This window comes from Marinobacter changyiensis (genome assembly GCF_009193265.1).
GTDB classification, from domain to species: domain Bacteria; phylum Pseudomonadota; class Gammaproteobacteria; order Pseudomonadales; family Oleiphilaceae; genus Marinobacter; species Marinobacter changyiensis.
This window is the reverse complement of the sequence record NZ_VZZZ01000001.1, coordinates 1,049,000-1,072,313: the sequence shown is the minus strand read 5'-3', so window position 1 is coordinate 1,072,313 and position 23,314 is coordinate 1,049,000. Positions and strand designations below refer to the sequence as shown.

General features: G+C 57.3%; 24 protein-coding genes, 1 pseudogene and 1 riboswitch. Of the genes and pseudogenes, 17 read left to right on the top strand and 8 right to left on the bottom strand.

Annotated elements, in window-relative coordinates:
- The first annotated feature begins 3 nt into the window (after nt 1–3).
- The 14 genes from rsmG (at nt 4) to glmS (ending at nt 13,105) form a co-directional block, all read left to right on the top strand.
- Nucleotides 4–651: a 16S rRNA (guanine(527)-N(7))-methyltransferase RsmG gene (gene rsmG / locus F6Y09_RS05170; RefSeq protein WP_152205810.1), complete on the top strand. Its 648-nt coding sequence runs from the start codon at nt 4–6 to the stop codon at nt 649–651.
- A 2-nt stretch (nt 652–653) separates the two neighbouring features.
- Nucleotides 654–1,448, top strand: coding sequence for a ParA family protein (locus F6Y09_RS05165; RefSeq protein WP_152205809.1), 795 nt, complete (start codon nt 654–656; stop codon nt 1,446–1,448).
- 53 nt (nt 1,449–1,501) lie between these two features.
- Nucleotides 1,502–2,377 carry a ParB/RepB/Spo0J family partition protein gene (locus F6Y09_RS05160; RefSeq protein ID WP_152205808.1) on the top strand — a complete coding sequence of 292 codons (876 nt, stop codon included), beginning with the start codon at nt 1,502–1,504 and terminating at the stop codon, nt 2,375–2,377.
- A gap of 250 nt (nt 2,378–2,627) precedes the next feature.
- On the top strand, nt 2,628–3,020 hold the full coding sequence (locus F6Y09_RS05155) for an ATP synthase subunit I (protein WP_152205807.1): 393 nt from the start codon (nt 2,628–2,630) through the stop codon (nt 3,018–3,020).
- A gap of 15 nt (nt 3,021–3,035) precedes the next feature.
- Nucleotides 3,036–3,890, top strand: coding sequence for a F0F1 ATP synthase subunit A (gene atpB / locus F6Y09_RS05150; protein ID WP_152205806.1), 855 nt, complete (start codon nt 3,036–3,038; stop codon nt 3,888–3,890).
- Between the two features lie 61 nt (nt 3,891–3,951).
- The gene (gene atpE / locus F6Y09_RS05145) at nt 3,952–4,179 is read left to right on the top strand and encodes a F0F1 ATP synthase subunit C (protein WP_152205805.1); all 228 of its coding nucleotides are present in this window, start codon (nt 3,952–3,954) and stop codon (nt 4,177–4,179) included.
- Between the two features lie 93 nt (nt 4,180–4,272).
- A complete protein-coding gene (locus tag F6Y09_RS05140) occupies nt 4,273–4,743 on the top strand; it encodes a F0F1 ATP synthase subunit B (RefSeq protein ID WP_152205804.1) in 471 nt (156 codons plus the stop codon).
- Between the two features lie 12 nt (nt 4,744–4,755).
- Complete coding sequence (locus tag F6Y09_RS05135; protein WP_152205803.1) at nt 4,756–5,292, top strand: F0F1 ATP synthase subunit delta; 537 nt, start codon at nt 4,756–4,758, stop codon at nt 5,290–5,292.
- A gap of 28 nt (nt 5,293–5,320) precedes the next feature.
- Complete coding sequence (gene atpA / locus F6Y09_RS05130; RefSeq protein ID WP_152205802.1) at nt 5,321–6,865, top strand: F0F1 ATP synthase subunit alpha; 1,545 nt, start codon at nt 5,321–5,323, stop codon at nt 6,863–6,865.
- 70 nt (nt 6,866–6,935) lie between these two features.
- Nucleotides 6,936–7,796 carry a F0F1 ATP synthase subunit gamma gene (gene atpG, locus F6Y09_RS05125; protein WP_152205801.1) on the top strand — a complete coding sequence of 287 codons (861 nt, stop codon included), beginning with the start codon at nt 6,936–6,938 and terminating at the stop codon, nt 7,794–7,796.
- Nucleotides 7,797–7,851: 55 nt separating this feature from the next.
- On the top strand, nt 7,852–9,246 hold the full coding sequence (gene atpD / locus F6Y09_RS05120) for a F0F1 ATP synthase subunit beta (RefSeq protein ID WP_152205800.1): 1,395 nt from the start codon (nt 7,852–7,854) through the stop codon (nt 9,244–9,246).
- Nucleotides 9,247–9,282: 36 nt separating this feature from the next.
- Nucleotides 9,283–9,705 carry a F0F1 ATP synthase subunit epsilon gene (locus tag F6Y09_RS05115; RefSeq protein ID WP_152205799.1) on the top strand — a complete coding sequence of 141 codons (423 nt, stop codon included), beginning with the start codon at nt 9,283–9,285 and terminating at the stop codon, nt 9,703–9,705.
- A gap of 171 nt (nt 9,706–9,876) precedes the next feature.
- On the top strand, nt 9,877–11,244 hold the full coding sequence (gene glmU / locus F6Y09_RS05110) for a bifunctional UDP-N-acetylglucosamine diphosphorylase/glucosamine-1-phosphate N-acetyltransferase GlmU (RefSeq protein WP_152205798.1): 1,368 nt from the start codon (nt 9,877–9,879) through the stop codon (nt 11,242–11,244).
- A gap of 28 nt (nt 11,245–11,272) precedes the next feature.
- Nucleotides 11,273–13,105: a glutamine--fructose-6-phosphate transaminase (isomerizing) gene (gene glmS / locus F6Y09_RS05105; RefSeq protein ID WP_152205797.1), complete on the top strand. Its 1,833-nt coding sequence runs from the start codon at nt 11,273–11,275 to the stop codon at nt 13,103–13,105.
- Between the two features lie 143 nt (nt 13,106–13,248).
- Here glmS and F6Y09_RS05100 read toward each other — a convergent pair.
- The 5 genes and pseudogenes from F6Y09_RS05100 to F6Y09_RS05080 all read right to left on the bottom strand — a co-directional run bounded on the left by F6Y09_RS05100 (nt 13,249) and on the right by F6Y09_RS05080 (nt 18,172).
- A pseudogene (locus F6Y09_RS05100) lies at nt 13,249–14,701 on the bottom strand (NAD-dependent succinate-semialdehyde dehydrogenase).
- Nucleotides 14,702–14,743: 42 nt separating this feature from the next.
- A complete protein-coding gene (locus tag F6Y09_RS05095; protein ID WP_152205796.1) occupies nt 14,744–15,169 on the bottom strand; it encodes a universal stress protein in 426 nt (141 codons plus the stop codon).
- Between the two features lie 9 nt (nt 15,170–15,178).
- Nucleotides 15,179–16,501, bottom strand: coding sequence for a TRAP transporter large permease (locus F6Y09_RS05090; protein ID WP_152205795.1), 1,323 nt, complete (start codon nt 16,499–16,501; stop codon nt 15,179–15,181).
- Nucleotides 16,491–17,039 carry a TRAP transporter small permease subunit gene (locus F6Y09_RS05085; protein WP_152205794.1) on the bottom strand — a complete coding sequence of 183 codons (549 nt, stop codon included), beginning with the start codon at nt 17,037–17,039 and terminating at the stop codon, nt 16,491–16,493. The genes F6Y09_RS05090 and F6Y09_RS05085 overlap by 11 nt, the downstream gene beginning before the upstream one ends.
- Nucleotides 17,040–17,146: 107 nt before the next feature.
- Nucleotides 17,147–18,172: a TRAP transporter substrate-binding protein gene (locus F6Y09_RS05080; RefSeq protein ID WP_246180312.1), complete on the bottom strand. Its 1,026-nt coding sequence runs from the start codon at nt 18,170–18,172 to the stop codon at nt 17,147–17,149.
- Nucleotides 18,173–18,613: 441 nt separating this feature from the next.
- A riboswitch (glycine riboswitch) is annotated at nt 18,614–18,712 on the top strand.
- Nucleotides 18,713–18,876: 164 nt separating this feature from the next.
- Between F6Y09_RS05080 and F6Y09_RS05075 the strand changes: the two genes are divergently transcribed.
- On the top strand, nt 18,877–20,109 hold the full coding sequence (locus tag F6Y09_RS05075; protein WP_152205793.1) for a D-amino acid dehydrogenase: 1,233 nt from the start codon (nt 18,877–18,879) through the stop codon (nt 20,107–20,109).
- 142 nt (nt 20,110–20,251) lie between these two features.
- Here the strand turns inward: F6Y09_RS05075 and F6Y09_RS05070 are convergent, their stop codons facing one another.
- From F6Y09_RS05070 to F6Y09_RS20815, 3 genes are all read right to left on the bottom strand, one after another.
- Nucleotides 20,252–21,739 (bottom strand): pyridoxal-phosphate dependent enzyme, encoded by a 1,488-nt coding sequence (locus F6Y09_RS05070; protein WP_152205792.1) that lies wholly within the window; start codon nt 21,737–21,739, stop codon nt 20,252–20,254.
- 78 nt (nt 21,740–21,817) lie between these two features.
- A complete protein-coding gene (locus F6Y09_RS20820) occupies nt 21,818–21,988 on the bottom strand; it encodes a hypothetical protein (protein ID WP_179959343.1) in 171 nt (56 codons plus the stop codon).
- Nucleotides 21,989–22,025: 37 nt separating this feature from the next.
- Nucleotides 22,026–22,301, bottom strand: coding sequence for a hypothetical protein (locus tag F6Y09_RS20815; RefSeq protein ID WP_425481811.1), 276 nt, complete (start codon nt 22,299–22,301; stop codon nt 22,026–22,028).
- Between the two features lie 370 nt (nt 22,302–22,671).
- Here F6Y09_RS20815 and F6Y09_RS05055 point away from each other — a divergent pair, with 370 nt between their 5' ends.
- Both F6Y09_RS05055 and F6Y09_RS05050 read left to right on the top strand, forming a co-directional pair.
- Nucleotides 22,672–22,941 carry a type II toxin-antitoxin system Phd/YefM family antitoxin gene (locus F6Y09_RS05055; protein WP_152205790.1) on the top strand — a complete coding sequence of 90 codons (270 nt, stop codon included), beginning with the start codon at nt 22,672–22,674 and terminating at the stop codon, nt 22,939–22,941.
- On the top strand, nt 22,942–23,241 hold the full coding sequence (locus F6Y09_RS05050; protein WP_152205789.1) for a type II toxin-antitoxin system RelE/ParE family toxin: 300 nt from the start codon (nt 22,942–22,944) through the stop codon (nt 23,239–23,241).
- Nucleotides 23,242–23,314 lie beyond the last annotated feature (73 nt).

The window sequence follows — 23,314 nt, the reverse complement described above, 5'->3', positions numbered from 1 at the left end:
GCCATGAGTGAGTCACTGTGGCAGCGCCAGCTTGCAGAGGGTTCGATGGAGCTTGGACGGGCTCTGGATGCTGACCAGCAACGACAGTTGCTGGGATTTCTGGCGTTGCTGACCAAATGGAACCAGGCCTATAACCTGACCGCGGTGCGTGAGCCCGGCGAGATGGTGTCGCGGCAGCTGCTCGATAGCCTGAGTATTCAGCCGTTTCTGACGACCGCACATTTGCTGGACGTGGGCGCGGGGGGCGGGCTGCCCGGTATACCGCTGGCCATCATCAACCCGGATGTACAGTTCACTCTGCTGGACAGCAACAGCAAGAAGACCCGGTTTCTGACCCAGTGTGTGCTGGAACTCAAACTTGCGAACGTCCGGGTCATCCATGGTCGTGCCGAGGCTTGTGATGACGGTATCCGCTACACTCAGATCAGCAGCCGCGCCTTTACCGCTGTTGAAAACATGGTGCACTGGTGTGGGCATTTGCTGGCAGACGGCGGGGAGTTCCTTGCCATGAAAGGCCAGTTTCCGGATGATGAGGTAGCGTGTTTACCACACGGCTGGCAGCTCAGATCCCACCACTCTTTGTTGGTGCCGGGCTGCGCGGGCGAGCGCCACTTGCTCATTATTGATCGTATCCCCAGGACAGGAGCTTAGCCATGGCACGCGTCATTGCGGTCACCAACCAGAAAGGCGGCGTCGGCAAGACCACGACCTGCGTCAATTTATGTGCCTCTCTGGCAGCGATCAAGCGACGGGTGCTGCTGGTGGATATGGACCCTCAGGGTAATGCCACCATGGGCAGCGGCATCGACAAAAGCGGGCTGGCGTTGTCCGGCTACGACCTGCTGACCAAACAGGCAACGGCCGCCGAGGTTATAATCCCGGCCGAGGCTTCAGGCTTCGACATTCTGCCATCCAACGGGGATCTGACCGCCGCGGAAGTGGTGCTGATGAATGAGATTGGCCGGGAGCACCGGTTGCGGCTTGCACTGAACACTGTGCGCGACAACTACGATTACATTCTGATCGATTGCCCACCATCCCTCAGCCTGCTGACGGTTAATGCGCTTTCCGCTGCCGACACGGTGCTGATTCCGATGCAATGCGAGTACTATGCCCTGGAAGGTCTGGCGGCCCTGATGAATACGGTTGAGCAGATTCAGGAAACGGTCAACCCGGCGTTGCAGATAGAAGGCATACTGCGCACGATGTATGACCCCCGCAACAGCCTTACACTCGATGTGTCTTCCCAGTTGACCGAATATTTCGGTGATAAGGTCTACAAGGCCGTGATTCCGCGCAATGTGAGGCTCGCCGAGGCACCAAGCTACGGTCTGCCAGCGCTGAAGTACGATCGCATATCCAAAGGTGCCATCGCTTATCTTGCGCTGGCAGGCGAGATGGTCCGACGGCACGGCACACCAAAGACATCACCCGCCGTTGCCGTGTAAGATACCGGCAAATTCTCAACGACTGATATTCATCTGGACGAATGACCAACACCATGGCGGCGAAAAAACGAGGATTGGGTGAGCGCGGACTGGGTGCGTTGCTGGCAGGCTCCAAGGTAAACCTGGGCCGGGACGTCAGCGAGCATGACGGTGAACTCCGGGAAGTGCCTATCGATCTGATTCAGCGAGGTCGTTTCCAGCCCCGGCGGGACATGGATCCGACAGCACTGCAGGAACTGGCAGACTCGATCCGGCAACAGGGTGTCATGCAGCCTGTGGTATTGCGGCCGCTGACGGAAGGACGGTATGAGCTGATCGCCGGTGAACGCCGCTGGCGGGCGACTCAGATGGCCGAGCTTGACCGCATCCCGGCCATTATCCGTGATGTGCCCGACGAAGCAGCCATTGCGATGGCGCTGATCGAGAATATCCAGCGCGAAAATCTCAATCCTATCGAAGAAGCGTTCGCACTGCAGCGCCTGCAGGAAGAGTTCGGCCTCACTCAGGCCCAGGTGGCCGAGGCAGTGGGCAAATCCCGCACAACGATTACCAACTTGCTGAGGCTGATGAGCCTGACCGAAGACGTCCGGGTCATGCTGGAGCATGGAGATCTTGAAATGGGTCATGGCCGTGCGATGCTGACCCTGCCGCCCGAGCAGCAGATGCAGGTGGCACGGCAAGTGGTCGCAAAATCGTTGTCGGTGCGGCAGACCGAAGCTCTGGTACGTAATTTACAGCAGCAAACGCCGGGCCATAAAGCAAAGACAAAAACAGAACTCGACCCTAATATTCGCGCACTTCAGGATGACCTTGCTGAACGTCTCGGTGCCCGTGTCGCCATCGATCATGGCCAGCGTGGCAAAGGCAAACTGGTGATCGAATACAGTTCACTGGATGAACTGGATGGTATTCTGGGTCACATCAAGTAACAACCTTGGTGTATTGGCCTAAGGTACTGGGTTGCGTCAAAACCACCATATGTTGTGATGAAATGGGTTAGAAACCACAACTTGTATTAGGTTGTGATTTCGGGCTCACGAAAAATGCCTACTTTTTCGCCAGCTTTCTGTCAGTGTCAGTTGAACACCTATCGGTTAACACATATAATTCGCGCGCTTGGTAGGACAGCAGGTGAAGGTTTCATCGCCAGGAAGCAGGTACTGAACAAGGTTCGCTCCCATGACGAAAACCGGAACACGATTCATCCACTTGCCATTTGCCCGATGGTTGATAGCCGAGGGCACGATATTAATCATACTGAGCGTGTTGTGGAGCTTTGAAAGTCGTTTGGCTGGTTATTCCGCATTGTTGGGCGGTCTTATTTATGTCATTCCAAACGCGTATTTTGCTCACCGGATGTTTCGTTTTCAGGGCGCCCGTAACGCGCGCTTGATGGTCGGTGATTTGTTCAGGGCAGAAAGCGTAAAGCTTGCCCTTACCGCGGTTTTTTTCGCGGCCGTTTTTATCTTAATGGAGCCGGTGCATGCGCCGGCTTTGTTATTCACTTTTGCTGTGATGGTTGTCTTGAGTTCGGCCTTGCGCTGGTTCATACAGCCCCAAACACAGCGATGACTGGACGAGAGCAGTATGGCAGCTGATACCCCAGTAGAGTATATAAAGCACCACCTACAGAACCTGACCTATGGCAAATTGCCGGAAGGTTATGAGCGTGCTGACGGCACAGTCGTGGAAGAAGCCTCGTGGACCTTCGCGCGCACGGCTGCTGAAGCCTCCGACATGGGATTCATGGCTTTTCATGTGGACACCCTGGGGTGGTCGATCGTGATGGGCATCCTGTTCCTGGGCATATTCCGGTTCGTTGCTTCCCGTGCAACCTCCGGGGTACCGGGTGGCTTGCAGAATGCCGTGGAAATCTCTGTCGAGTTTATCCAGGGTATGGTGAGAGACGGTTTCCACGGTCGTAACCAGCTTATCGCGCCGCTGGCACTGACAATGTTCGTCTGGATACTGCTGATGAACAGTCTCAAGCTCATCCCGGTGGACTATATCCCGACCATCGCTCACGCCATGGGCCTGGAATACTTCAAGATTGTTCCGACCACGGACCCCAACGGCACCTTTGGCATCTCCATTGGCGTGTTCCTGCTGATCCTGTTCTACAGCTTTAAGGTAAAAGGCCCAGGCGGCTTCCTGAAAGAACTGTCGTTTACCCCTTTCAACCACTGGGCCCTGATTCCGTTCAACCTGGTACTTGAATTGCTGGTGCTCTTTGTTAAACCGATCAGCCTTGCATTGCGTCTGTTTGGCAACATGTACGCCGGTGAAGTTGTCTTTATCCTGATTGCGCTGTTGCCTTTCTGGGTGCAATGGACGCTTAACGTGCCTTGGGCCATCTTCCACATTCTGGTGATACTGTTGCAGGCATTTATCTTTACAACGCTGGCTGTGGTATACCTCAGCGCGGCGCACGAAGACCACTGATTACCGATTAACGATTACCTTAATAAACCCTTAACTATCTGAGAAAACTGAGGAGCTTTCAATGGAAATGGTATTTATAGCAGCATCGATCATCATCGGTCTGGGCGCCCTGGCAACCGGCATTGGCTTCGGACTGCTGGGCGGCAAACTGCTGGAATCCACAGCTCGTCAGCCTGAAATGGCTAACCAGCTTCAAACCAAAACCTTCATCATGGCCGGTCTGCTGGACGCCGTTCCGATGATCGGTGTTGGTATCGCGATGTACCTGATCTTTGTTGTTGCTGGTTAATCTGCCGTTAGCGCGGGCGTCGCTCTCCTAACCTGGAGAGGCGCCCGGATTTCCGGTTACCAGGATGCAACGACCAGCAAGAGGTATATTGCCGTGAATATCAACCTTACGTTAATAGGGCAGACCATTGCCTTTGCTATTTTCGTCTGGTTCTGCGTCAAGTATGTATGGCCACCGATCACCGGTGCCATGAGCGCACGCCAAAAGAAAATAGCAGATGGCCTTTCCGCCGCAGATCGTGCGTCTCTCGATCTGGAACTGGCGCAGGAAAAAGCCACCAAGGAAATGCACAAGGCAAAAGAAGAAGCTGCAGCCCTGATTGACCAGGCTAACAAGCGCGCCGCCCAGATCGTCGAAGCCTCCAAGGCTGATGCACGCAAGGAAGGCGACAAGCTTATTGAGCAGGCCAGAGCTGAAATTCAACAGGAGCGTGTCCAGGCCCGTGACGCACTGAGAGCAGAAGTGGCAGCGATTGCCATTGCCGGTGCCGAGAAAATTCTGGAAACCTCTGTCGACGCCAAAGCTCACAGCGAGATGCTGGACAAGCTGGCTGCCGAACTTTAGAAGAGGGTCATCATGGCAGAACTAACGACGTTAGCCCGACCCTACGCGAAAGCCGTTTTTGATGCTGCGAAGGACCAGGATGCCGTTGATCATTGGGATCAGGCTCTGGCCTTTGCCGCTCAGGTCGCGGCCGATCAAAAGGTAAAGCAAATCCTGGCCAGCCCGGGCCTGTCTGAGCAGCGCAAAGCTGAACTCTTCGCCGACTGTTTCGAAGAGCAGTTGCCTGAGGCGCTCAGAAATTTCCTGTTGATTCTCGCTGAAAGCAAGCGCTTGATCCTGTTGCCGGAAGTGTCGGCGTTATTCAGGCTTTACCGCGCCGATCTTGAGCGCACGGTGAACTTGCAGGTAAACACAGCATTTGAAATGACAGCCGAGCAACAACAGAAGCTGGTCGACGCATTGTCCAGAAAGCTGGAGCGTAAAGTTGAACTGGAAGCCTCGGTCGATCAGACACTGATCGGCGGTGTGATAATCCGCACTGGCGACCTCGTTATTGACGCTTCTGTTCGTGGCAAGTTGGCTAAAATGGCCAAGGCTCTGGGCTCCTGATTTCAGCATAAGGTTTGAGGATAAAGGCATGCAGCAACTGAATCCATCCGAGATCAGTGACATCATCAAGAAGAGAATCGAACAGCTCGATATCTCATCTGAAGCAAAAAACGAAGGTACGATCCTGTCCGTTTCTGACGGTATCGTACTGATTCATGGTCTTGCCGACGTTATGTACGGCGAGATGATTGAATTTTCCAACGGTACCTTCGGCATGGCGCTCAACCTTGAGCGTGACTCTGTTGGTGCGGTGGTACTGGGTGAATACGAAGACCTGGCGGAAGGCCAGAAGGTCAAGTGTACCGGACGTATTCTGGAAGTACCGGTGGGTCCGGAACTGATGGGCCGTGTGGTTGACGGGCTCGGTAACGCGATCGACGGAAAAGGCGATCTTGGTACCACCTTGACTGCTCCGGTAGAAAAAGTGGCGCCGGGTGTTATCGCCCGTAAATCTGTTGATCAGCCGGTTCAGACTGGCTTGAAAGCCATCGACACCATGGTTCCGATCGGCCGTGGCCAGCGTGAGCTGATCATCGGTGACCGTCAGATCGGTAAGACCGCTGTTGCGATCGACGCGATCATCAACCAGAAGAACACGGGCATCAAGTGTATCTACGTGGCGATTGGTCAGAAGCAGTCTTCCATTGCTGCGGTTGTTCGCAAGCTCGAAGAGCATGACGCGTTGGCCCACACCATAATTGTCGCGGCTGGCGCGGCGGATCCTGCTGCGATGCAGTTCCTGGCACCCTACTCCGGCACCTCCATGGGTGAGTATTTCCGTGACCGTGGTGAAGACGCCCTGATCATCTATGATGATCTGTCCAAGCAGGCTGTTGCGTATCGCCAGATCTCCCTGCTGCTGCGTCGTCCGCCAGGACGTGAAGCCTACCCGGGTGATGTTTTCTATCTGCACTCCCGTCTTCTGGAGCGCGCATCCCGCGTCAATGCGGACTACGTTGAGGAGATGACCAACGGCGAAGTGAAAGGCAAGACCGGTTCTCTGACGGCGTTGCCAATCATCGAAACCCAGGCTGGTGACGTGTCTGCTTTCGTACCGACCAACGTTATCTCCATCACTGATGGTCAGATCTTCCTGGAAACCAACCTGTTCAACTCTGGTATCCGTCCGGCCATGAACGCCGGTATCTCGGTATCACGGGTAGGTGGTGCAGCTCAGACCAAGATCATGAAGAAGCTTGGCGGTAACATCCGTCTGGCGTTGGCCCAGTACCGTGAGCTCGCGGCATTTGCCCAGTTTGCGTCGGACCTGGACGATGCCACCCGGAAGCAGCTCGAGCATGGTCAACGGGTTACCGAACTGATGAAGCAGAATCAGTACAGCCCGATGTCTGTGGCCGAAATGGGCACCGTATTGTTCGCAGCCAACGAAGGCTTCCTGGACGACGTCGATGTAAGTGCAGTGGTCAAGTTCGAGGCGCAGCTGGTTGACTGGATGCGCGCCGAGCAGAAAGACCTGCTCGACAAGATCGGGGCAGACGGCAAGTTCGATGACGACATAGCCGCCGGCCTGAAAGCTGCTCTGGAGAAATTCAAGACCACTCAGACCTGGTAAGTCCGTGGCCTGTCCCGGGAGGGGTGGGCCATGGTCCGTTTGAGTGTCTAACTTGAGAAGGCAGTGACATATGGCCAACGGAAAAGAAATACGTAACCAGATCGGAAGCATCAAGAGCACGCAGAAAATCACCAGTGCCATGGAAATGGTAGCGGCGAGTAAGATGCGTAAGGCTCAGGAGCGCATGCGGGCTACCCGCCCTTACGCCACCAAGATGCGCCAGGTGATCGGGCATATTGCCAAAGCTAACCAGGATTACCGTCATCCGTTCATGCAGGAACGTGAGGTCAAACGGGTAGGCTTCATTGTGGTGTCTTCGGATCGCGGACTTTGTGGCGGCCTTAACAACAATCTGTTCAAGGCCCTTGTTCGCGAAATGCGTGAATGGAAAGGCAAAGGGGTTGAGGTGGATCTCTGCGCTGTGGGGCAGAAGGGAGCCTCGTTTTTCCGCAGTTATGGCGGAAATGTGGTTGCCGCGCTGACTCACCTTGGGGATAACCCGAGTGCCGAGAAGTTGATTGGCAACGTCAAGGTCATGCTGGATTCCTTTGAAGACGGCAAGATTGACCGCCTTTACCTGGTCAGCAACGAGTTCGTGAATACCATGACTCAGGCGCCAAAGGTTGAGCAGCTTCTGCCACTGCCTGAAAGTGAAGATGATGAGATCGGTCACCAGTGGGATTACATCTACGAGCCCGATGCACGACCCATTCTGAATGGGCTTCTGCCACGTTACATCGAATCCCAGGTTTATCAGGGAGTGGTAGAAAATCTGGCCTGCGAGCAGGCTGCGCGGATGATTGCCATGAAGAGCGCGACAGATAACGCAGGCAGCATCATTGACGAGCTTCAGTTGGTCTACAACAAGGCCCGTCAGGCAGCCATCACGCAAGAAATTTCGGAGATTGTCAGCGGCGCGGCTTCGGTCTGATCCGGCTCACAATCCTACTGGTTTTATTGACTATCAAGATAACGAGGAACCGAGCATGAGTAGCGGACACATCGTTCAGATCATAGGCGCGGTTATCGACGTGGAATTTCCACGTGATTCCGTGCCAGGCATTTACGACGCACTGCTGCTTGAAGGTGGTGAGACAACTCTGGAAGTCCAGCAACAGCTGGGCGACGGCGTTGTACGTACCATCGCAATGGGCAGCACCGAGGGCCTCAAGCGTGGCCTGAAGGCAGAAAACACCGGCAAGCCAATTTCGGTGCCGGTGGGTATGAAAACACTGGGTCGTATCATGGATGTTCTTGGCCGTCCCATTGACGAGCAGGGCGAAATCGGTGAAGACGAGCGTTGGTCTATCCACCGCAAGGCGCCCGGTTACGCGGATCAGGCAGCATCGGCCGACCTTCTGGAAACCGGCATCAAGGTTATTGACCTGATTTGCCCGTTCGCCAAAGGCGGCAAAGTTGGTCTGTTCGGTGGTGCCGGTGTTGGTAAGACCGTCAACATGATGGAATTGATCAACAACATCGCAAAAGAGCACTCCGGTCTGTCTGTTTTCGCCGGTGTAGGTGAGCGTACTCGTGAGGGTAACGACTTCTACTACGAGATGAAGGACTCCAACGTCCTGGACAAGGTAGCGATGGTTTACGGGCAGATGAACGAGCCTCCGGGAAACCGTCTGCGGGTTGCCCTGACCGGCCTGACCATGGCCGAGAAGTTCCGGGACGAAGGCCGTGACGTACTGTTGTTCATCGATAACATCTATCGTTACACCCTGGCGGGTACCGAAGTGTCTGCACTGTTGGGCCGTATGCCTTCCGCGGTAGGTTATCAGCCGACGCTGGCCCAGGAAATGGGTGAACTCCAGGAGCGTATTACCTCCACCAAGGATGGTTCGATCACGTCGATCCAGGCGGTCTATGTACCGGCGGATGACCTGACTGACCCCTCCCCTGCGACTACCTTCTCGCACCTTGATGCGACTGTGGTACTGAGTCGGGATATTGCCTCAAAAGGTATTTACCCGGCAATCGATCCACTGGACTCGACCTCACGCCAGCTGGATCCGCTGACTATCGGCCAGCAGCATTATGACGTAGCTCGGGGCGTACAGAATGTGCTCCAGCGTTATAAGGAGCTAAAGGATATTATTGCGATTCTCGGTATGGACGAGCTGTCAGAAGACGACAAGCTGACCGTATACCGGGCACGTAAAATTGAACGGTTCCTGTCTCAGCCGTTCCACGTTGCCGAAGTATTCACCGGCTCGCCGGGTAAATACGTCTCTCTGAAAGAGACCATCAGCAGCTTTGAGGGCATTCTCAATGGCGACTATGACTCGATGCCGGAGCAGGCATTCTACATGGTCGGTACCATGGAAGAAGCAGTCGAGAAAGCGAAGGCAATGAAAGCGAAGGAAGGCAAGTAATTGCTCCTTCCCTTTCTGACCCAAGAGGCGTAAGACATGGCTATGACCATACATTGTGACGTCGTAAGTGCCGAGGAAAAGATCTATTCCGGACTGGTGGAGATACTGGTGGCCACCGGTACCGAGGGTGAGCTGGGTATCCAGCTTGGGCATGCGCCCTTGCTGACCGAACTCAAGCCAGGCGCTGTACGTATTGTCAAACAGGGCGGCACCGAGGAGATCCTCTATGTTTCAGGGGGATACCTTGAAGTTCAGCCCAACCTGGTGACCCTGATGGCGGATACCGCTATCCGGGCGAAAGACGTGGACGAAGCCGCAGCACAGGAAGCCCAGAGAGAAGCCGAGAAGGCACTGGCCAACAAAACCGGCGAGTTTGAATACTCTCGTGCGGCAGCGGAGCTTGCGGAAGCAGCAGCTCAGTTGCGTACGCTTCAGAAGCTGCGGAGAAACGTTCGCTAATAACGAGCGCCGCTCTTTTGCCTGATAGAAAGCCGCATCCGAAACCGGATAGCGCCTCCAGGTCAGAATGTTTAACATCTACCATATGTTCGACATTCTGATATTGACTGGAAACGCTGAAGGTGAGGATGCGGCTTTTTTTTATTTACCGAGCAGGAGCACTACACCGATATGCGCCCTCTTCATGTTGTAATTCTAGCCGCAGGCCAGGGCTCCCGAATGAAATCGGCGCTGCCGAAAGTACTGCATAAAATTGCCGGTTTGCCGATGCTCCATCACGTCATCGGCACCGCTCGCAGGCTCGGCGCAGAAAATATTCATGGAGTGATCGGCCACGGTGCCGACTTGGTCCGGGCAGAGACTCAAGGCGACGATTTGCAATGGGTCTTGCAGGAGCAGCAGCTGGGCACCGGCCATGCGGTGGCCCAGACATTACCGAATCTGCCCGACAACGCCCGGGTGCTGGTGTTGTATGGCGATGTGCCCCTGATCCGGACCGACACCTTGCAGCAGCTGGTTGCCGGTATAGATGATCAGACCCTTGGTCTGCTGACCGTCACCCTGGACAATCCCGACGGCTACGGGCGGATACTCCGGGATGGCGCCGGTGAGGTTACTGCAATCGTCGAGCAGAAAGATGCGACTGCCGAGCAGAAGCTGATTTGTGAGGTCAACACCGGCATTCTCGCCGTGTCTGCCGCGCGGCTGAAAAGCTGGCTGCCGCAATTATCCAATCGAAACGCCCAGGGTGAGTACTACCTGACCGATATTATTGCCATGGCGGTGGGCGAAAGTATGGCCGTACGGGTCAACCAGCCGGAAAATCCCTATGAAGTGCAGGGGGTCAATAACCGCCTGCAGTTGGCGGAACTCGAGCGCTGGTTCCAGCGCCAGGAAGCTGACCGCCTGATGACCGAGGGCGCCACCCTGGCGGATCCGGGGCGGGTTGATGTGCGTGGCAAGCTCACCATCGGCAACGATATTCTGATCGATATCAACGTCGTGTTTGAGGGTGAGGTGGAGCTGGCTGATGGTGTCTCTATTGGCCCGGGCTGCGTTATCCGGGACAGCCGTATCGCCGCAGGAGCCGTTATCCACGCCCACTCAATAGTGGACGGCGCCGAGGTCGGGGTTGCCGCCCAGGTCGGCCCTTTTGCCCGGTTACGGCCCGGCACCCGATTGGCTGCTGATACCAAGGTGGGTAACTTCGTCGAGACCAAAAAAGCCATTGTGGGTGAAGGTAGCAAGATCAGCCATCTCAGTTATGTGGGCGATGCCTCACTGGGACGTAATGTGAATGTGGGTGCAGGAACCATCACCTGCAATTATGATGGGGTGAATAAATTTCAGACCGTTATCGGAGACGGCGTATTCGTCGGTTCCAATACCGCCCTGGTGGCTCCGGTGACGGTTGCCGAGGGTGCGACCATCGGCGCAGGCTCAACCATCACCCGGGATATCAATGCCCGGGAACTGGCTGTCGCCCGCGGACGCCAGCGCAATCTGGCGGATTGGGCACGGCCCGAAAAGAAATCGTGAATTCACTGCTTAACAGGATGAAAGGCTCATGTGTGGGATCGTAGGCGCAGTATCGGAACGGGATGTCCAGGGGATTTTGCTGGAAGGTCTTCATCGCCTGGAATACCGGGGCTACGATTCCGCTGGTATGGCGGTCATGGGCAGTGACGGTCAGGTTAACCGGGTGCGGGAAGTGGGCAAGGTGGCGGCCCTGGCGGATGCGGTGGCCACCACGCCCAGTCGCGGCATTGTCGGCATAGCCCACACCCGCTGGGCGACCCATGGCGAACCTTCCCAGGCCAACGCCCACCCCCACATGTCGGGCCAGCGCCTGGCCGTTGTGCACAACGGTATTATCGAGAACTACATCGAGCTGCGAGACAGCCTTCGGGCCGATGGCTTTGAATTTACTTCCCAGACCGATACCGAAGTTGTTGCCCATCTGATCGAGCAGCAATTTCGCCTCACTGCAGACCTCTATAAAGCCGTCCAGGCTGCCACCAGCAAACTTCGTGGTGCCTACGCCCTGGCGGTATTGCACGCGGATGAGCCGGACCACGTGGTGGTATGTCGTGAAGGCAGCCCGCTGGTGATTGGCGTGGGTATTGGCGAAAACTTTATCGCCTCCGATCAGCTTGCCCTGCTGCCGGTGACGGACCGTTTCATGTTCCTGGAAGAAGGCGATATGGCCGATGTCCGCAGGGACTCCGTCAAGATCCGGGACCGGGACAATGCACCGGTGGAAAGGCCGATCAGCCGTTTTGAACACAGCATGGATTCCGCGGACAAAGGCGAGTACCGCCATTTCATGCTGAAGGAGATTTACGAGCAGGCACGTGTTATCAAAGCCACCACCGAAGGCCGGATAACCAAAACCCGAGTATTGGAACAGGCCCTTGGCACCGATGCCGGCAAGCTGCTGGAGAACGTGCGCCACGTCCAGATCATCGCCTGCGGCACCAGCTATCACGCCGGGATGGTTGCGCGTTACTGGATCGAAGAGCTGGCCGGGGTGCCCTGCTCGGTGGAGGTGGCGTCTGAATTCCGCTACCGCAAGCACGTGATCCAGGCCGATACCCTGTTCCTGTGTATTTCCCAGTCCGGTGAAACCGCTGACACGCTGGCCGCTCTGCGGCAGGCCAAGAAAGCCGGTTTCCGGGCAGCCATGGCCATCTGCAACGTTCCGAGCAGCTCGCTGGTGCGGGAGTCTGACCTGGTCATCATGACCCAGGCCGGGCCGGAGATCGGGGTCGCCTCCACCAAGGCGTTTACCACACAGCTCACCGCGTTGCTGCTGTTCACCATTGCGCTGGCAAAACACAACGGCCTGAGTGACGCGAAAGAAGCGGAGCTGGTCGAAGCGCTGCATGCCCTGCCGTCGCAAGTCGCCGCTGCGCTGGACCTGGACGATGCCATCGAAGAGCTTAGCGCGGCCTTTGTCGACAAGCACCACAGCCTGTTCCTGGGCCGGGGCAGCCTGTTCCCGGTGGCCCTGGAAGGCGCCTTGAAACTGAAGGAAATTTCCTACATTCATGCCGAAGCTTACCCCGCCGGTGAGCTCAAGCACGGCCCATTGGCGCTGGTGGACAGTGACATGCCGGTAGTTACGGTTGCGCCCAACAACGACATGCTGGAAAAACTGAAGTCGAACCTTCAGGAAGTACGCGCCCGGGGTGGTGAGCTGTTCATCTTTGCCGACGGCGAATCCCGGATGACCTCCGAAGAGGGCATTCATGTGATGCAGATTCCCGCAGTGCACCCTATCACCGCCCCGATTGTCTACACCGTGCCGCTGCAGTTGCTGGCCTACCATGTGGCGGTGCTCAAGGGCACCGACGTTGATCAGCCCCGGAATCTTGCCAAGAGTGTCACGGTGGAATAATGGGTGTTTTCTGGAGCAATGAGATCTGGAACAACAAAGTGGTTTGATGTTAATCGATGTAAACGGCGCTAAAGCATGGCCGATCTTCTGTGGTTATTTGGCCCAGTCGCACAGGTGTTCTTCCTTGCTTACCTCGAGCACGGTCAGTTGAGGCCGCCCATGCACAGGTATTTGATCTCGATATAGTCGTCGATGCCGTATTTGGAGCCCTCGCGGCCGATGCCGGATTCCTTGACGCCGCCAAAGGGGGCCACCTCGGTGGAGATCAATCCTTCGTTGATGCCCACCATGCCGTATTCCAGTGCCTCGGCGACCCGCCAGATACGGCCGATGTCCCGGGCGTAAAAGTAGGCGGCCAGACCGAAGGGGGTATCGTTGGCGGTTTGCACGGCTTCGGCCTCATCGGCGAAGCGGAATACCGTCGCCACCGGGCCGAAGATTTCGGCGTTGGCGATGTTCATGGCGGGCGTAACCTCGGTGAGGATCGCTGGGGCGTAGAAGTTCTCTCCCAGTCCCTCGGCCTTGTCGGCCTGTTGCAGGGTGGCACCCTCGGCCACCAGCCCCTTTACCTTGGCCACTGCCTCGGCGTTGATCAGGGGTCCGGTGGTAACTCCTTCGGTGAAGCCGTCACCGACCTTCAATTGGGATACGGCGCCGGCGAGCTTTTCGACGAAGGTGTCGTAGACGGCATCCTGCACCAGAATGCGGTTGGTGCAGACGCAGGTCTGGCCGGCATTGTGGAACTTGGAGGCCATCACCCCGGCGACGGCCGCATCCAGATCGGCGTCCTCGAAGATGATAAAGGGGGCGTTGCCCCCCAGCTCCAGAGAGACCTTCTTGACCGTATCGGCACATTGACGCATCAGCAGCTTGCCCACCGGGGTGGAGCCGGTGAAAGAGAGCTTGCGCACCCGGCTGTCGTTACAGAGGGTCTGACCGACGGTGGCAGCGTCCTGGCTGGTGATTACATTGAAGGTACCGGCGGGCAGGCCAGCGCGGGCGGCCAGTTCGGCCAGGGCCAGGGCGGAAAAGGGGGTGTCCTCCCCGGGCTTGACCACCACCGTACACCCGGCCGCCAGCGCCGGAGCCACCTTGCAGGTGATCATGGCGATGGGGAAGTTCCAGGGGGTGATCGCCGCAACAACGCCGATGGGCTGTTTGAGGGTGATAATGCGCTTGTCGGTGCCGTGGGCTGGGATAACGTCGCCGTAGACCCGCTTGGCCTCCTCGGCGAACCACTCGATAAAGGCGGCACCATAGGCCACTTCGCCCCGGGATTCAGCCAGGGGTTTGCCCTGCTCGCTGGTCATCAGTCGGGCCAGATCTTCCTGGTGGGCCATGATGAGGTCGAACCACTTGCGCATCACGTTGGCGCGCGCCTTGGCGGTCAGGGCGCTCCATGCGGGCCGGGCCCTTTCGGCGGCGTCGATGGCGCGGGTGGTCTCTGCCGCGCCCAGGTCGGGCACATCGCCTACTCGGTCACCGGTGCTGGGGTTGGGTGACGGGGTAGCTTCGGCCATCAGCCGCACCGCACCACTCGCCGTTGATGTAAGCCTGCTGCGGCAGCAGCGCTGCATCTTTAAGTGTTAGTGTCATGGCTGGTGCTCTTGGTTGTGGTTGACCGGCGGGCCGTCCCCGCTACGGGCGGATAACAAACACCGAGCAATCGGCGTGACGAGCCACCCGTTCAGCTGTCGAGCCGATAAAATAGCTCGAAAATCCCGGCCGTCGGGCCATCATCAGAATGGCGTCGGCGCTGATCTCCGAAGCATACTCGAGGATCTGATCGTGGACGACACCCTCGCGGGTAGTGACGTTCAGGGCGACGCCTTCCAACTGCAGCGACGTGGAAAGGCGCTGCAGTTGGGCGTGCGCCTCCCGCTCGTGGTCGTCGTAGTAGCTGCCCTCTAACTGGGGGGAACCAGACTTATGGACCAGAATCGGGTCCACGTAGAGCAGGGTGATACTGCCCGCGCCATCGATCAACAGGCGGGCCGCTTCCATCAGTCGGGTGAGCTGCTCCTGGTGGGCGAGGTTGATTGGGATCAAGATTTGATTGAACATAGAGCCTCCTCAGCCCATCACTTTGTTGGGCAGCCAGAGCACGATCTCCGGAAAAACCATACATATAATCAGCACAACCAGATTCAGTGTGATAAAAGGTGTGACCGACCGGTAAATCTCCCCCATTCCGACGTCAGGCGGAGCAATGCCCTTCAGGTAGAAGAGTGCGAAACCATAGGGTGGCGTCTGCACAGCGATCAGGATGTTAAGAATCATCAGCACCCCGAACCAGATGGGGTCGTAGCCCAGGGAAACCGCGATCGGAGTAAACAGCGGCGCGCACATCAGCACGATGATGAACTCGTCAATAATGAAGCCCATCAGCAGCATGATCAGCTGAAACATGATGATGATCATGATGGGTGGCAGGTCCAGGCCGGTGGTGATCTCCGCGACCATATTCTGCACCCCCATCAGCAGATGGAAGTTACTGAATACCGAAGCACCGAAGATGATCCACATGGCCACACTGACCAGGGTGGCGGTCTGAAAACCGGCGGCCTGGAACATGGCCGGCTTGAAGCGCTTGAACAGGATCGCCAGCAGGATGGCACCCACGACTCCGATGGCGCCCGACTCTGTCGGGGTGGCAATGCCACTGATAATGCTGCCCAGCACCACAAAAATCAGCAGCAGGGCCGAGAGGCCGTCGCGCAGGATGACGAACTTCTGCTTGGGCGTGCGGGGTTCCACGTCGGTATTGTCTTTGTCCAGGGGGGCCCGGTCCGGGTTGAGCCAGCAGCTGATGACCACGTAGGTGATCAGGAGCACGATTGTCATCAAGGCCGGTACCATGGCGCCCAGAAACATGCGCCCGACCGAGTTCTGGGTCGCGGCGGCAAACATTATCATGGGGATGCTGGGGGGAATCAGGATGCCCAGGCCCCCGCCCGCCATGATGACGCCCAGCGCCAGGCGCCTGTTATAGCCTCGATCCAGCATCGGACGCAGGGCAATGCTGCCGGAGGTCATGATGCCGGCGCCGATGATGCCGACCATGGCGCCGATCATCGAGCAAACCCCGATAACGCTGATGGCCAGGGAACCACGTACCCGGCCGATCAGCAACTGGCTGGCGTTGAACATGGCGTCGCCGATCCCGGACTTGGTCAGCATTTGCCCCATGTAGATATACAGGGGAATAGCCAGCAGGATAAAACTGAAAAAGGTCGATTCCAGGGTCGTGGGAATGACGTTAAAGATGCCGTCGCCCCAGGTCATGTAGCCGATCGCCATGGCGATTCCACCAAGAGCGAGACCCACGGGGGCGCCCAGGGCGAAGAAGATCAGGATGCACAGCAGCAGCACCCCGGTCAGCAGTTCAATGCCCATGATGGGTTCCCTCTTTTTGTTTCAGTAGCGGCGTGCCCGTCGCCAGATAATAGATATCGTTCAATGTGTCCCGCGCCAGTTGGGCAATAAAGAGCGCGCAGGCGATGATCATCATCACCCAGAAGTGATACATGGGCGGCGCCCATTCGCTTTGGCGACGGTAATCGTACTCCAGGGCTTCCAGCAGCTTGCCCGTGCTGAGCTTCACGATAATGATCAGGAAGAAGATGCCCATGGCGAAGCCGATAACATTAAAGACGCTCTTGGTCTTGGGTGAGACCCTCAGGTAGAGGATGTCTACGTTGATGTGTGCCCGCTTCTGCTGGGCGTAAGCGCCGCCCAGGGCTGTGACATAGCCGAACAGAAACAGCGACAGGTCGTAGGCCCAGATGGTAGGGCTGTCAAGGACGTAGCGAGCGAATACTTCAAAGGCGACGATGCCGGCCAATAAAGGCATCAGGTAGGCCGCTGCTTTGCCTGTCAGCATGACAATGATATCGATACTGTGGCAGAGCCCCCTCAGAAAAGTATGGAACATAAGGGATCTCCTGAAATCATGTAAAAGGCGGAAAGCACCGTGTACTTTCCGCCTCCTCCTGGCCTCTTCAGCTTCTGAGGCCGATTAAGCCTGCATGTAGCACCGGCTTAATCGTTGGCATTCAGGATATCGATCAGTTGCTTGCTGTACTTGTCCTGTGCGGCGTACTCTTCCCGCAGAGTGGCGCTGGCTTCAGCCCATGCCTCCTTGTCCGCTTCGCTTGGCTCCGGGCTCCACTCCAGTCCCTTGGCTTTCATATCTTCCAGAGCCTCTTTTTCCCACTGCTTGGACTTGGTCAGTTGCTCCTCGGCATGGATCTCGGTGGCCTTGCGAACGGCTTCCTTGAGGTCATCGGGCAGCTTGTTCCAGTCACTGCGATTAACAACGATCGGCAGTACCTGAGCGCCGGCCAGGGGCAAGGGGTACATGTACTTGGCGACTTCAACATGGTTTCCGTCGCGGTGATCGATCATGTTGCTGCCGATGGAACCGTCGATGACGCCGGTGGCCAGGCTGGTGTAAATCTCGCTCCAGGCCATGGAAACCGGGGCAGCCCCCAGGTTACGCAGAAACTTGCCGTAGGCACCGGGGGCGCGGATCTTCAGACCCTCGAAATCTTCCACCGATTTGATCGGTTCCTTGGTCAGGATGTACACCGGCGGCTGGATATAGGGTTCGAGCCAAACCATTCCCTGTGAGCCGTAGGCCTCTTCCAGGACCTCGCCCCAGCCCTTCTCGTGGAACAGGCTATAAAGTTCGTCGGTATCGGCGGTTCCGCCGGGCAGGCCGATCTCGACGACCCCAGCCGGCAGCTCTCCAGCGTGCATCGACTGGAACGGGGCGCCCATGGTGATCAGCCCGGACTTTACCGCGCCCAGCAGGCCGGTGGTGCCGACCCCTTCGCCCGAGTAGAGGACCTGTACCTTGATTCGGCCGTCAGAGAGCTGCTCGATGTTCTTGCCCAGATTTTCGTAAAGCTCGCCAAAAGCGGTGCCCCGGCTGTACAGGTTGCTGAAACGCCAGTTGTATTCGGCGGCAGAGATATCAGCGGCTACGACGCTAAGCCCCAGTCCCAGAGCGAGCGCTGGGGTGGACAGCGTTTTCATGAGTTTCCTGACAGTATTCAACATCATGTTTTCCTCATAGTGTTCTATTGTTTTTATCCTCAAACGGCCTTGATAACACCACGCCGCACAGGCTTGAAGCTGGATTCCTCACTTTTAGATTGCAGATAGCGTCAGCATAGTTAAGTTCGACGCAATCGCAATCTAAGTACACGTTTATATTTATTTACGTAACAGGCAATCGATGGAGCGGAGGTTTCGGTAACCTGACCGCCGAGAGCATATTGGCATCATCGCAACCTGCAGGTAGGTGACAATAATGGGTGCAAAAGCAGTTTCTCCGGGCCAGTCAGCGACCACTAGATCAGACAACTGCGGATGACAAGGATGCATGGTGAGGCTCCGGTGATGGCGAGCAGCAATAATCGTCAAGCGTTAATTAAGGTAGAGGTTTTGCGCAACAAAGTTATTTGTTACGCTGCGAAGCACAATGGCATTAAATGCAGGCCATTGGTGTTAGCGGGAGAGACTGTATCGCACCGACATGCGATCGGCGCCGAAGGAGCAACTGCCCCGGAAACTCTCAGGCAAACGGACCGCTAGCATGAAGACTTTCCGAAGAGTTGCCGACGACTGCGTCTGTTGGCACACCGAAGGAGCAAGCGGCCGTTTTCGCTACAACGGCGCGTGAATCTCTCAGGTCCAGTGACGGAAGGGGTGCTTTCTACCGCTTGGTGTAGAGAGGGAACCCTGGACGCTCCCTGGAGATTGCTATGAAGCGAATTGCAGTTATCGGCGGTGGTATCACCGGTATCACCACCGCTTACACCCTGGCCAAGCGCGGCCTCGATATCACCCTTTACGAAAAGCACCGCTATGCGGCAATGGAAACCTCCTTCGCCAACGGGGGTCAGCTATCGGCCTCCAATGCCGAGGTCTGGAACAACTGGCAGACCGTGGCCAAGGGCATGAAGTGGATGTTCCACAGCGATGCCCCGCTGTTGGTCAACCCCAAGCCTTCCTGGCACAAACTGAGCTGGTTTGCCGAGTTTGTTGCCGCCATACCCCAGTACGAGAAAAACACCACCGAAACCGCCCGCCTGGCCATTGCCGCCCGTGACTACCTGTTTCAATGGGCGCAGGAAGAAAACATCGACTTTGACCTGAAGAAGCAGGGCATACTGCACATCTATCGTGACAAGGTCGGCTTCGACCACGCGGCGAACGTCTCGAAACTGCTGGCCGCCGGCGGCCTAGAGCGCCGGGCGGTCACTCCCGATGAAATGCGCAGCATCGAACCTACCCTGGCCGGGACCTATTACGGTGGCTTCTTCACCGAGAGCGATTCCACCGGCGATATCCACAAATTCACCAACGGCCTGGCGGAGGCGATCCTGCGTCTTGGGGTCAAGACCTATTATGGCCACACGGTGACCGAACTTAGCGCGGATCCAACCCATGCCTGGGTCACGTCCCTTGACGGCGAACAGCAAATTCGCGATACCTTTGACGGCGTGGTGATCTGTGCCGGCGTGGGTAGCCGGGCACTGGCGGCGAAGCTGGGCGACCGCGTCAACATCTATCCGGTCAAAGGCTATTCCATTACCGTTGAACTGGACGACGAAGCCTCCCGCAAAGCAGCGCCGATTGTCAGCCTGTTGGACGATGCCACCAAGCTGGTGACAAGCCGACTCGGCGATAACCGTTTCCGTATCGCCGGCACCGCGGAATTCAACGGCTATAATCGCAATATCCGGGATGACCGGATTCGGCCACTTACCCGCTGGGTAGAGCAATGTTTCCCGGGGGTCAGTACCCGGCGCGTTGTGCCTTGGGCGGGGCTGCGTCCCATGCTCCCCAACATGATGCCGCGGGTCGGGCCGGGCCGCCTGCCGACGGTGTTCTATAATACCGGGCACGGACATCTGGGCTGGACCCTATCGGCGATTACTGCCGAGATGGTGGCCAATGCCGTTGCGACAGCCTCGGATTCCGCCAAGGATTGAAGAGAGCTTCGACAGGGTCGGTGCGTTTGGCCCGCTCGAAAAGGCCGGCCTTGCCGGGCGATTACTTGATGTACGTGGTGATCAACTCCCTGGCAAGGCAAAAGGGGGCTGTAAGCCCCCTTTTGAGGGTGGGGGATCGGGATTAACGCGGGTGCAGCCAGCCCGGCAGCAGGCTGTATGGGTCCAAGTGTACCTCCGGGTTGAAGCCAATATGCTGGTTCTGCAGCCGCGGCAGCAGGGAGCCGTCCCTGATCTGATCAAAGACATCGGTGCAGCCGCCAACAAACTCGCCGTTGATGAAAATCTGCGGCAGGGTGGTTGAGCCGGTTTTCTCCTTCAGGACGGCGCGAATCTGCCCGCCCCGGTTGCCCTGCTGGTAGGTCACCGAGTCCAGATCGACGGCTTTGTAGTCGATGCCGTACTTCTGGAACACTTTGCGCACGGACCAGCAGAACTCACACCATTCCAGTGCGAACATGATGACCGGGTTGTCCGGATCGTGGATCAGGGTTTCAACTTCTTCCAGCGCTTCGGGGTCCAGTGCCACCGGCTCGCTTGGCGCTGGCGGAGCCTGGGGCACGGTGATGTCAAAGCGGTAGTTGGGGGTGGAACGCGACAGCGCCATTTCCTCGTCGGTCATTTCCACCGGGACATCCTCAAACAGCGGGGTGGTGAGGTAGCGCTCGCCGGTGTCTGGCAGCATGCACAGGATGTTGGCCCCTGCCGGAGCCTGTTCGGCCACCCTGAGGGCGCCGGCGAAAGTGGCCCCGGAGGAGATGCCGACAAAGATGCCTTCCCGGCGAGCCAGGTCCCGGGCGCACTGGAGGGCATCGTTACCGTTGATCGGCAGGAAATCGTCGATGTGGTGGGCCTGCATCACTTCTTCGGCCAGTTTGGGCACAAAATCGGGGGACCAGCCCTGCATCAGGTGGGGCCGGAACATCGGGTGGCTTTCGGAGTGGTTACCATTGGCATCCCGGGGCTGAGCAATGCCACTGGCCAGGATGGCGGAGTTGTCCGGTTCACAGACCACGATGCGGGTACCCGGGCTCCTGCGCTTCAAGACCCGGGAGACCCCGTTCAGGGTGCCACCGGTGCCGAAACCGGTCACCCAGTAGTCGAGCCCGACCTCGGCGAAATCATCGAGAATTTCCACCGCGGTGGTGCGCTCATGCACTGCGGCATTGGCGGGGTTCTCAAACTGGAGGGGTTGCCACCAGCCATGCTTGCGGGCCAGCTCTTCCGCCTTGGCCACCATGCCGGAGCCTTTTAGCGAGGCCGGTGTGAGCACAACTTTGGCGCCCAGAAAGCGCATCAGCTTGCGCCGTTCCACGCTGAAGTTTTCCGCCATGGTAACCACCAGGGGGTAGCCTTTCTGGGCACACACCATGGCCAGCCCGATACCGGTGTTGCCGCTGGTGGCTTCGACAACCGTTTGCCCGGGCTTCAGCTCGCCCCGGCGTTCGGCGTCTTCGATCACGCCCAGGGCCAGGCGGTCTTTGACTGACCCCATGGGGTTGAAGGCCTCGATTTTGACGTAGAGATTGACCCCTTGGGGCCCGAGATTGTTGATACGCACCGTCGGAGTCTGGCCGATGGTATCCAGAATGCTGTTGTAAAGCGTACCCATGATGTTTCTCCTTTCTATTGGTCAGAAAAGGACGCCCTAACCCCTTTCGGAGTACGCCAAGAGTCTTTTAATTATAGCTCAGCCAGCGGCTTCCTTGTTCATCAGGACCACCTCCCGGCCCACGGCCAGAACCTCGTCAACGAGTTCGTCGGCCTGTGTCAATGTTGTTCTCGCCCCCACAAAGCACGGCCGGATGGCCAGCGTGCCATTGACCAGCGTGGTGCTGGGGATGGCACGCCCGCGCTGCACCATACGCCGGTGGATGCGGCGGTTGAGTTCGTTCAGGTCATCCCAGCGGTCGCTGAGGTAGCGAATTCCGCAGATCGAGAGGGTGGGTGCAGAGACAAGCTGCAGGTTCGGGTCCGTCCGGGCGCGCCTGGCCCGACACGCCGGCGGTGCGCTGAACCGAGTGATGGCATTCGGCGGAGGCATACAGACGGCAGGGCCGGCTGAAGCCATCCCTGGCCGGATCACTGCCCACAGCTTCAAAGGCCGCCTGCCGGGCTGCGCCCAGAGCCACCAGATTGGCTACCGAACCACCACTGCTGTAGAGGCCTTTCATGCCGTCCGGCAATCCGAACATGCGGGCCATCCAGTCGAGCGACAGCCCTTCCAGGAAATTGAATGCGATAAGAAAAAATCAGACAGAACCCGGGCAGTCGGTTCGAAGCATAATTGTCGCTCGGCATATCTCGGAGGATTTGCTACTAGCTTGCTCCGGGGTGCAGGGAGTGCAGCTGTTCCAATATGAGCTATCCGTCAGTCTGCGTCAGGCCGGACTTGAGTAAGAAATTTAACCATACGCGTCACACGGATGCCCTTTTCTCCGCTTCGCTCCGCAAAGGTCTCCGGTGCGCTCAGCGTTATGTTTCTTGACCGCACCTGTTAACTGGTGCTAATAATGGCACCGAATCATTGATTAGGTGATCGCTATGCAAGTGAAATTTTCCGAGGATGTCGTTCCTCTATCAGACCTGAAGATCAATCCCGGAAAGGTGGTTGGTCGAGCTCGGGATACGCATCGCCCAATCCTGCTTACCAGTCGTGGCCGCGGCGTAGCTGTTGTTCAGGGGCTCGAGGATTATGAGAGAACCGCAGAGGAATTGCGGTTTGTAAAGGCGGTGGCGCAGGGGCTTATGGATGTTCGCGAAGGCAACACCGTATCGTTGGAGGACGCAAAGAAAACGTTGGGCATCAAGTAAATGGATTTACGCATCGCACAGTCCGCTCTTGAGGACTTACAGGCTATTCAGGAGTATTACAGAGAGCAGAAAGTGCCACATATCGGGGATGATTTCGTGGCTGCTAACCTGGAGCATTGTGGAATGCTTCAAATCCACCCTGATGCTGGCCGAGTTGTTCCTGAATTCAACCTGGATCATATTCGCGAATTGATTCACGCGCCATTTCGGGTTGTCTACCTCAGGCAGGCCACAGAGGTTGTGCTCATCCGAGTCTGGCGGAGTGAGAGGCAACTCGAATTGCCAGATAACGAAACATAACCAAGCCATGCACCGGATGCCAACCCCTCCGCTTCGCTGTGGTTTTGTCACCGGTGGTGGTGGGCGTTATGCA

Excerpts from the sequence above, each read along its gene's own strand:
- rsmG (WP_152205810.1), top strand. The coding sequence starts at position 4 with ATGAGTGAGTCACTGTGGCAGCGCCAGCTTGCAGAGGGTTCGATGGAG.
- F6Y09_RS05165 (WP_152205809.1), top strand. The coding sequence starts at position 654 with ATGGCACGCGTCATTGCGGTCACCAACCAGAAAGGCGGCGTCGGCAAG.
- F6Y09_RS05160 (WP_152205808.1), top strand. The coding sequence starts at position 1,502 with ATGGCGGCGAAAAAACGAGGATTGGGTGAGCGCGGACTGGGTGCGTTG.
- F6Y09_RS05155 (WP_152205807.1), top strand. The coding sequence starts at position 2,628 with ATGACGAAAACCGGAACACGATTCATCCACTTGCCATTTGCCCGATGG.
- atpB (WP_152205806.1), top strand. The coding sequence starts at position 3,036 with ATGGCAGCTGATACCCCAGTAGAGTATATAAAGCACCACCTACAGAAC.
- atpE (WP_152205805.1), top strand. The coding sequence starts at position 3,952 with ATGGAAATGGTATTTATAGCAGCATCGATCATCATCGGTCTGGGCGCC.
- F6Y09_RS05135 (WP_152205803.1), top strand. The coding sequence starts at position 4,756 with ATGGCAGAACTAACGACGTTAGCCCGACCCTACGCGAAAGCCGTTTTT.
- atpA (WP_152205802.1), top strand. The coding sequence starts at position 5,321 with ATGCAGCAACTGAATCCATCCGAGATCAGTGACATCATCAAGAAGAGA.
- atpG (WP_152205801.1), top strand. The coding sequence starts at position 6,936 with ATGGCCAACGGAAAAGAAATACGTAACCAGATCGGAAGCATCAAGAGC.
- atpD (WP_152205800.1), top strand. The coding sequence starts at position 7,852 with ATGAGTAGCGGACACATCGTTCAGATCATAGGCGCGGTTATCGACGTG.
- F6Y09_RS05115 (WP_152205799.1), top strand. The coding sequence starts at position 9,283 with ATGGCTATGACCATACATTGTGACGTCGTAAGTGCCGAGGAAAAGATC.
- glmU (WP_152205798.1), top strand. The coding sequence starts at position 9,877 with ATGCGCCCTCTTCATGTTGTAATTCTAGCCGCAGGCCAGGGCTCCCGA.
- glmS (WP_152205797.1), top strand. The coding sequence starts at position 11,273 with ATGTGTGGGATCGTAGGCGCAGTATCGGAACGGGATGTCCAGGGGATT.
- F6Y09_RS05095 (WP_152205796.1), bottom strand. The coding sequence starts at position 15,169 with ATGTTCAATCAAATCTTGATCCCAATCAACCTCGCCCACCAGGAGCAG.
- F6Y09_RS05090 (WP_152205795.1), bottom strand. The coding sequence starts at position 16,501 with ATGGGCATTGAACTGCTGACCGGGGTGCTGCTGCTGTGCATCCTGATC.
- F6Y09_RS05085 (WP_152205794.1), bottom strand. The coding sequence starts at position 17,039 with ATGTTCCATACTTTTCTGAGGGGGCTCTGCCACAGTATCGATATCATT.
- F6Y09_RS05080 (WP_246180312.1), bottom strand. The coding sequence starts at position 18,172 with ATGATGTTGAATACTGTCAGGAAACTCATGAAAACGCTGTCCACCCCA.
- F6Y09_RS05075 (WP_152205793.1), top strand. The coding sequence starts at position 18,877 with ATGAAGCGAATTGCAGTTATCGGCGGTGGTATCACCGGTATCACCACC.
- F6Y09_RS05070 (WP_152205792.1), bottom strand. The coding sequence starts at position 21,739 with ATGGGTACGCTTTACAACAGCATTCTGGATACCATCGGCCAGACTCCG.
- F6Y09_RS20815 (WP_425481811.1), bottom strand. The coding sequence starts at position 22,301 with ATGAAAGGCCTCTACAGCAGTGGTGGTTCGGTAGCCAATCTGGTGGCT.
- F6Y09_RS05055 (WP_152205790.1), top strand. The coding sequence starts at position 22,672 with ATGCAAGTGAAATTTTCCGAGGATGTCGTTCCTCTATCAGACCTGAAG.
- F6Y09_RS05050 (WP_152205789.1), top strand. The coding sequence starts at position 22,942 with ATGGATTTACGCATCGCACAGTCCGCTCTTGAGGACTTACAGGCTATT.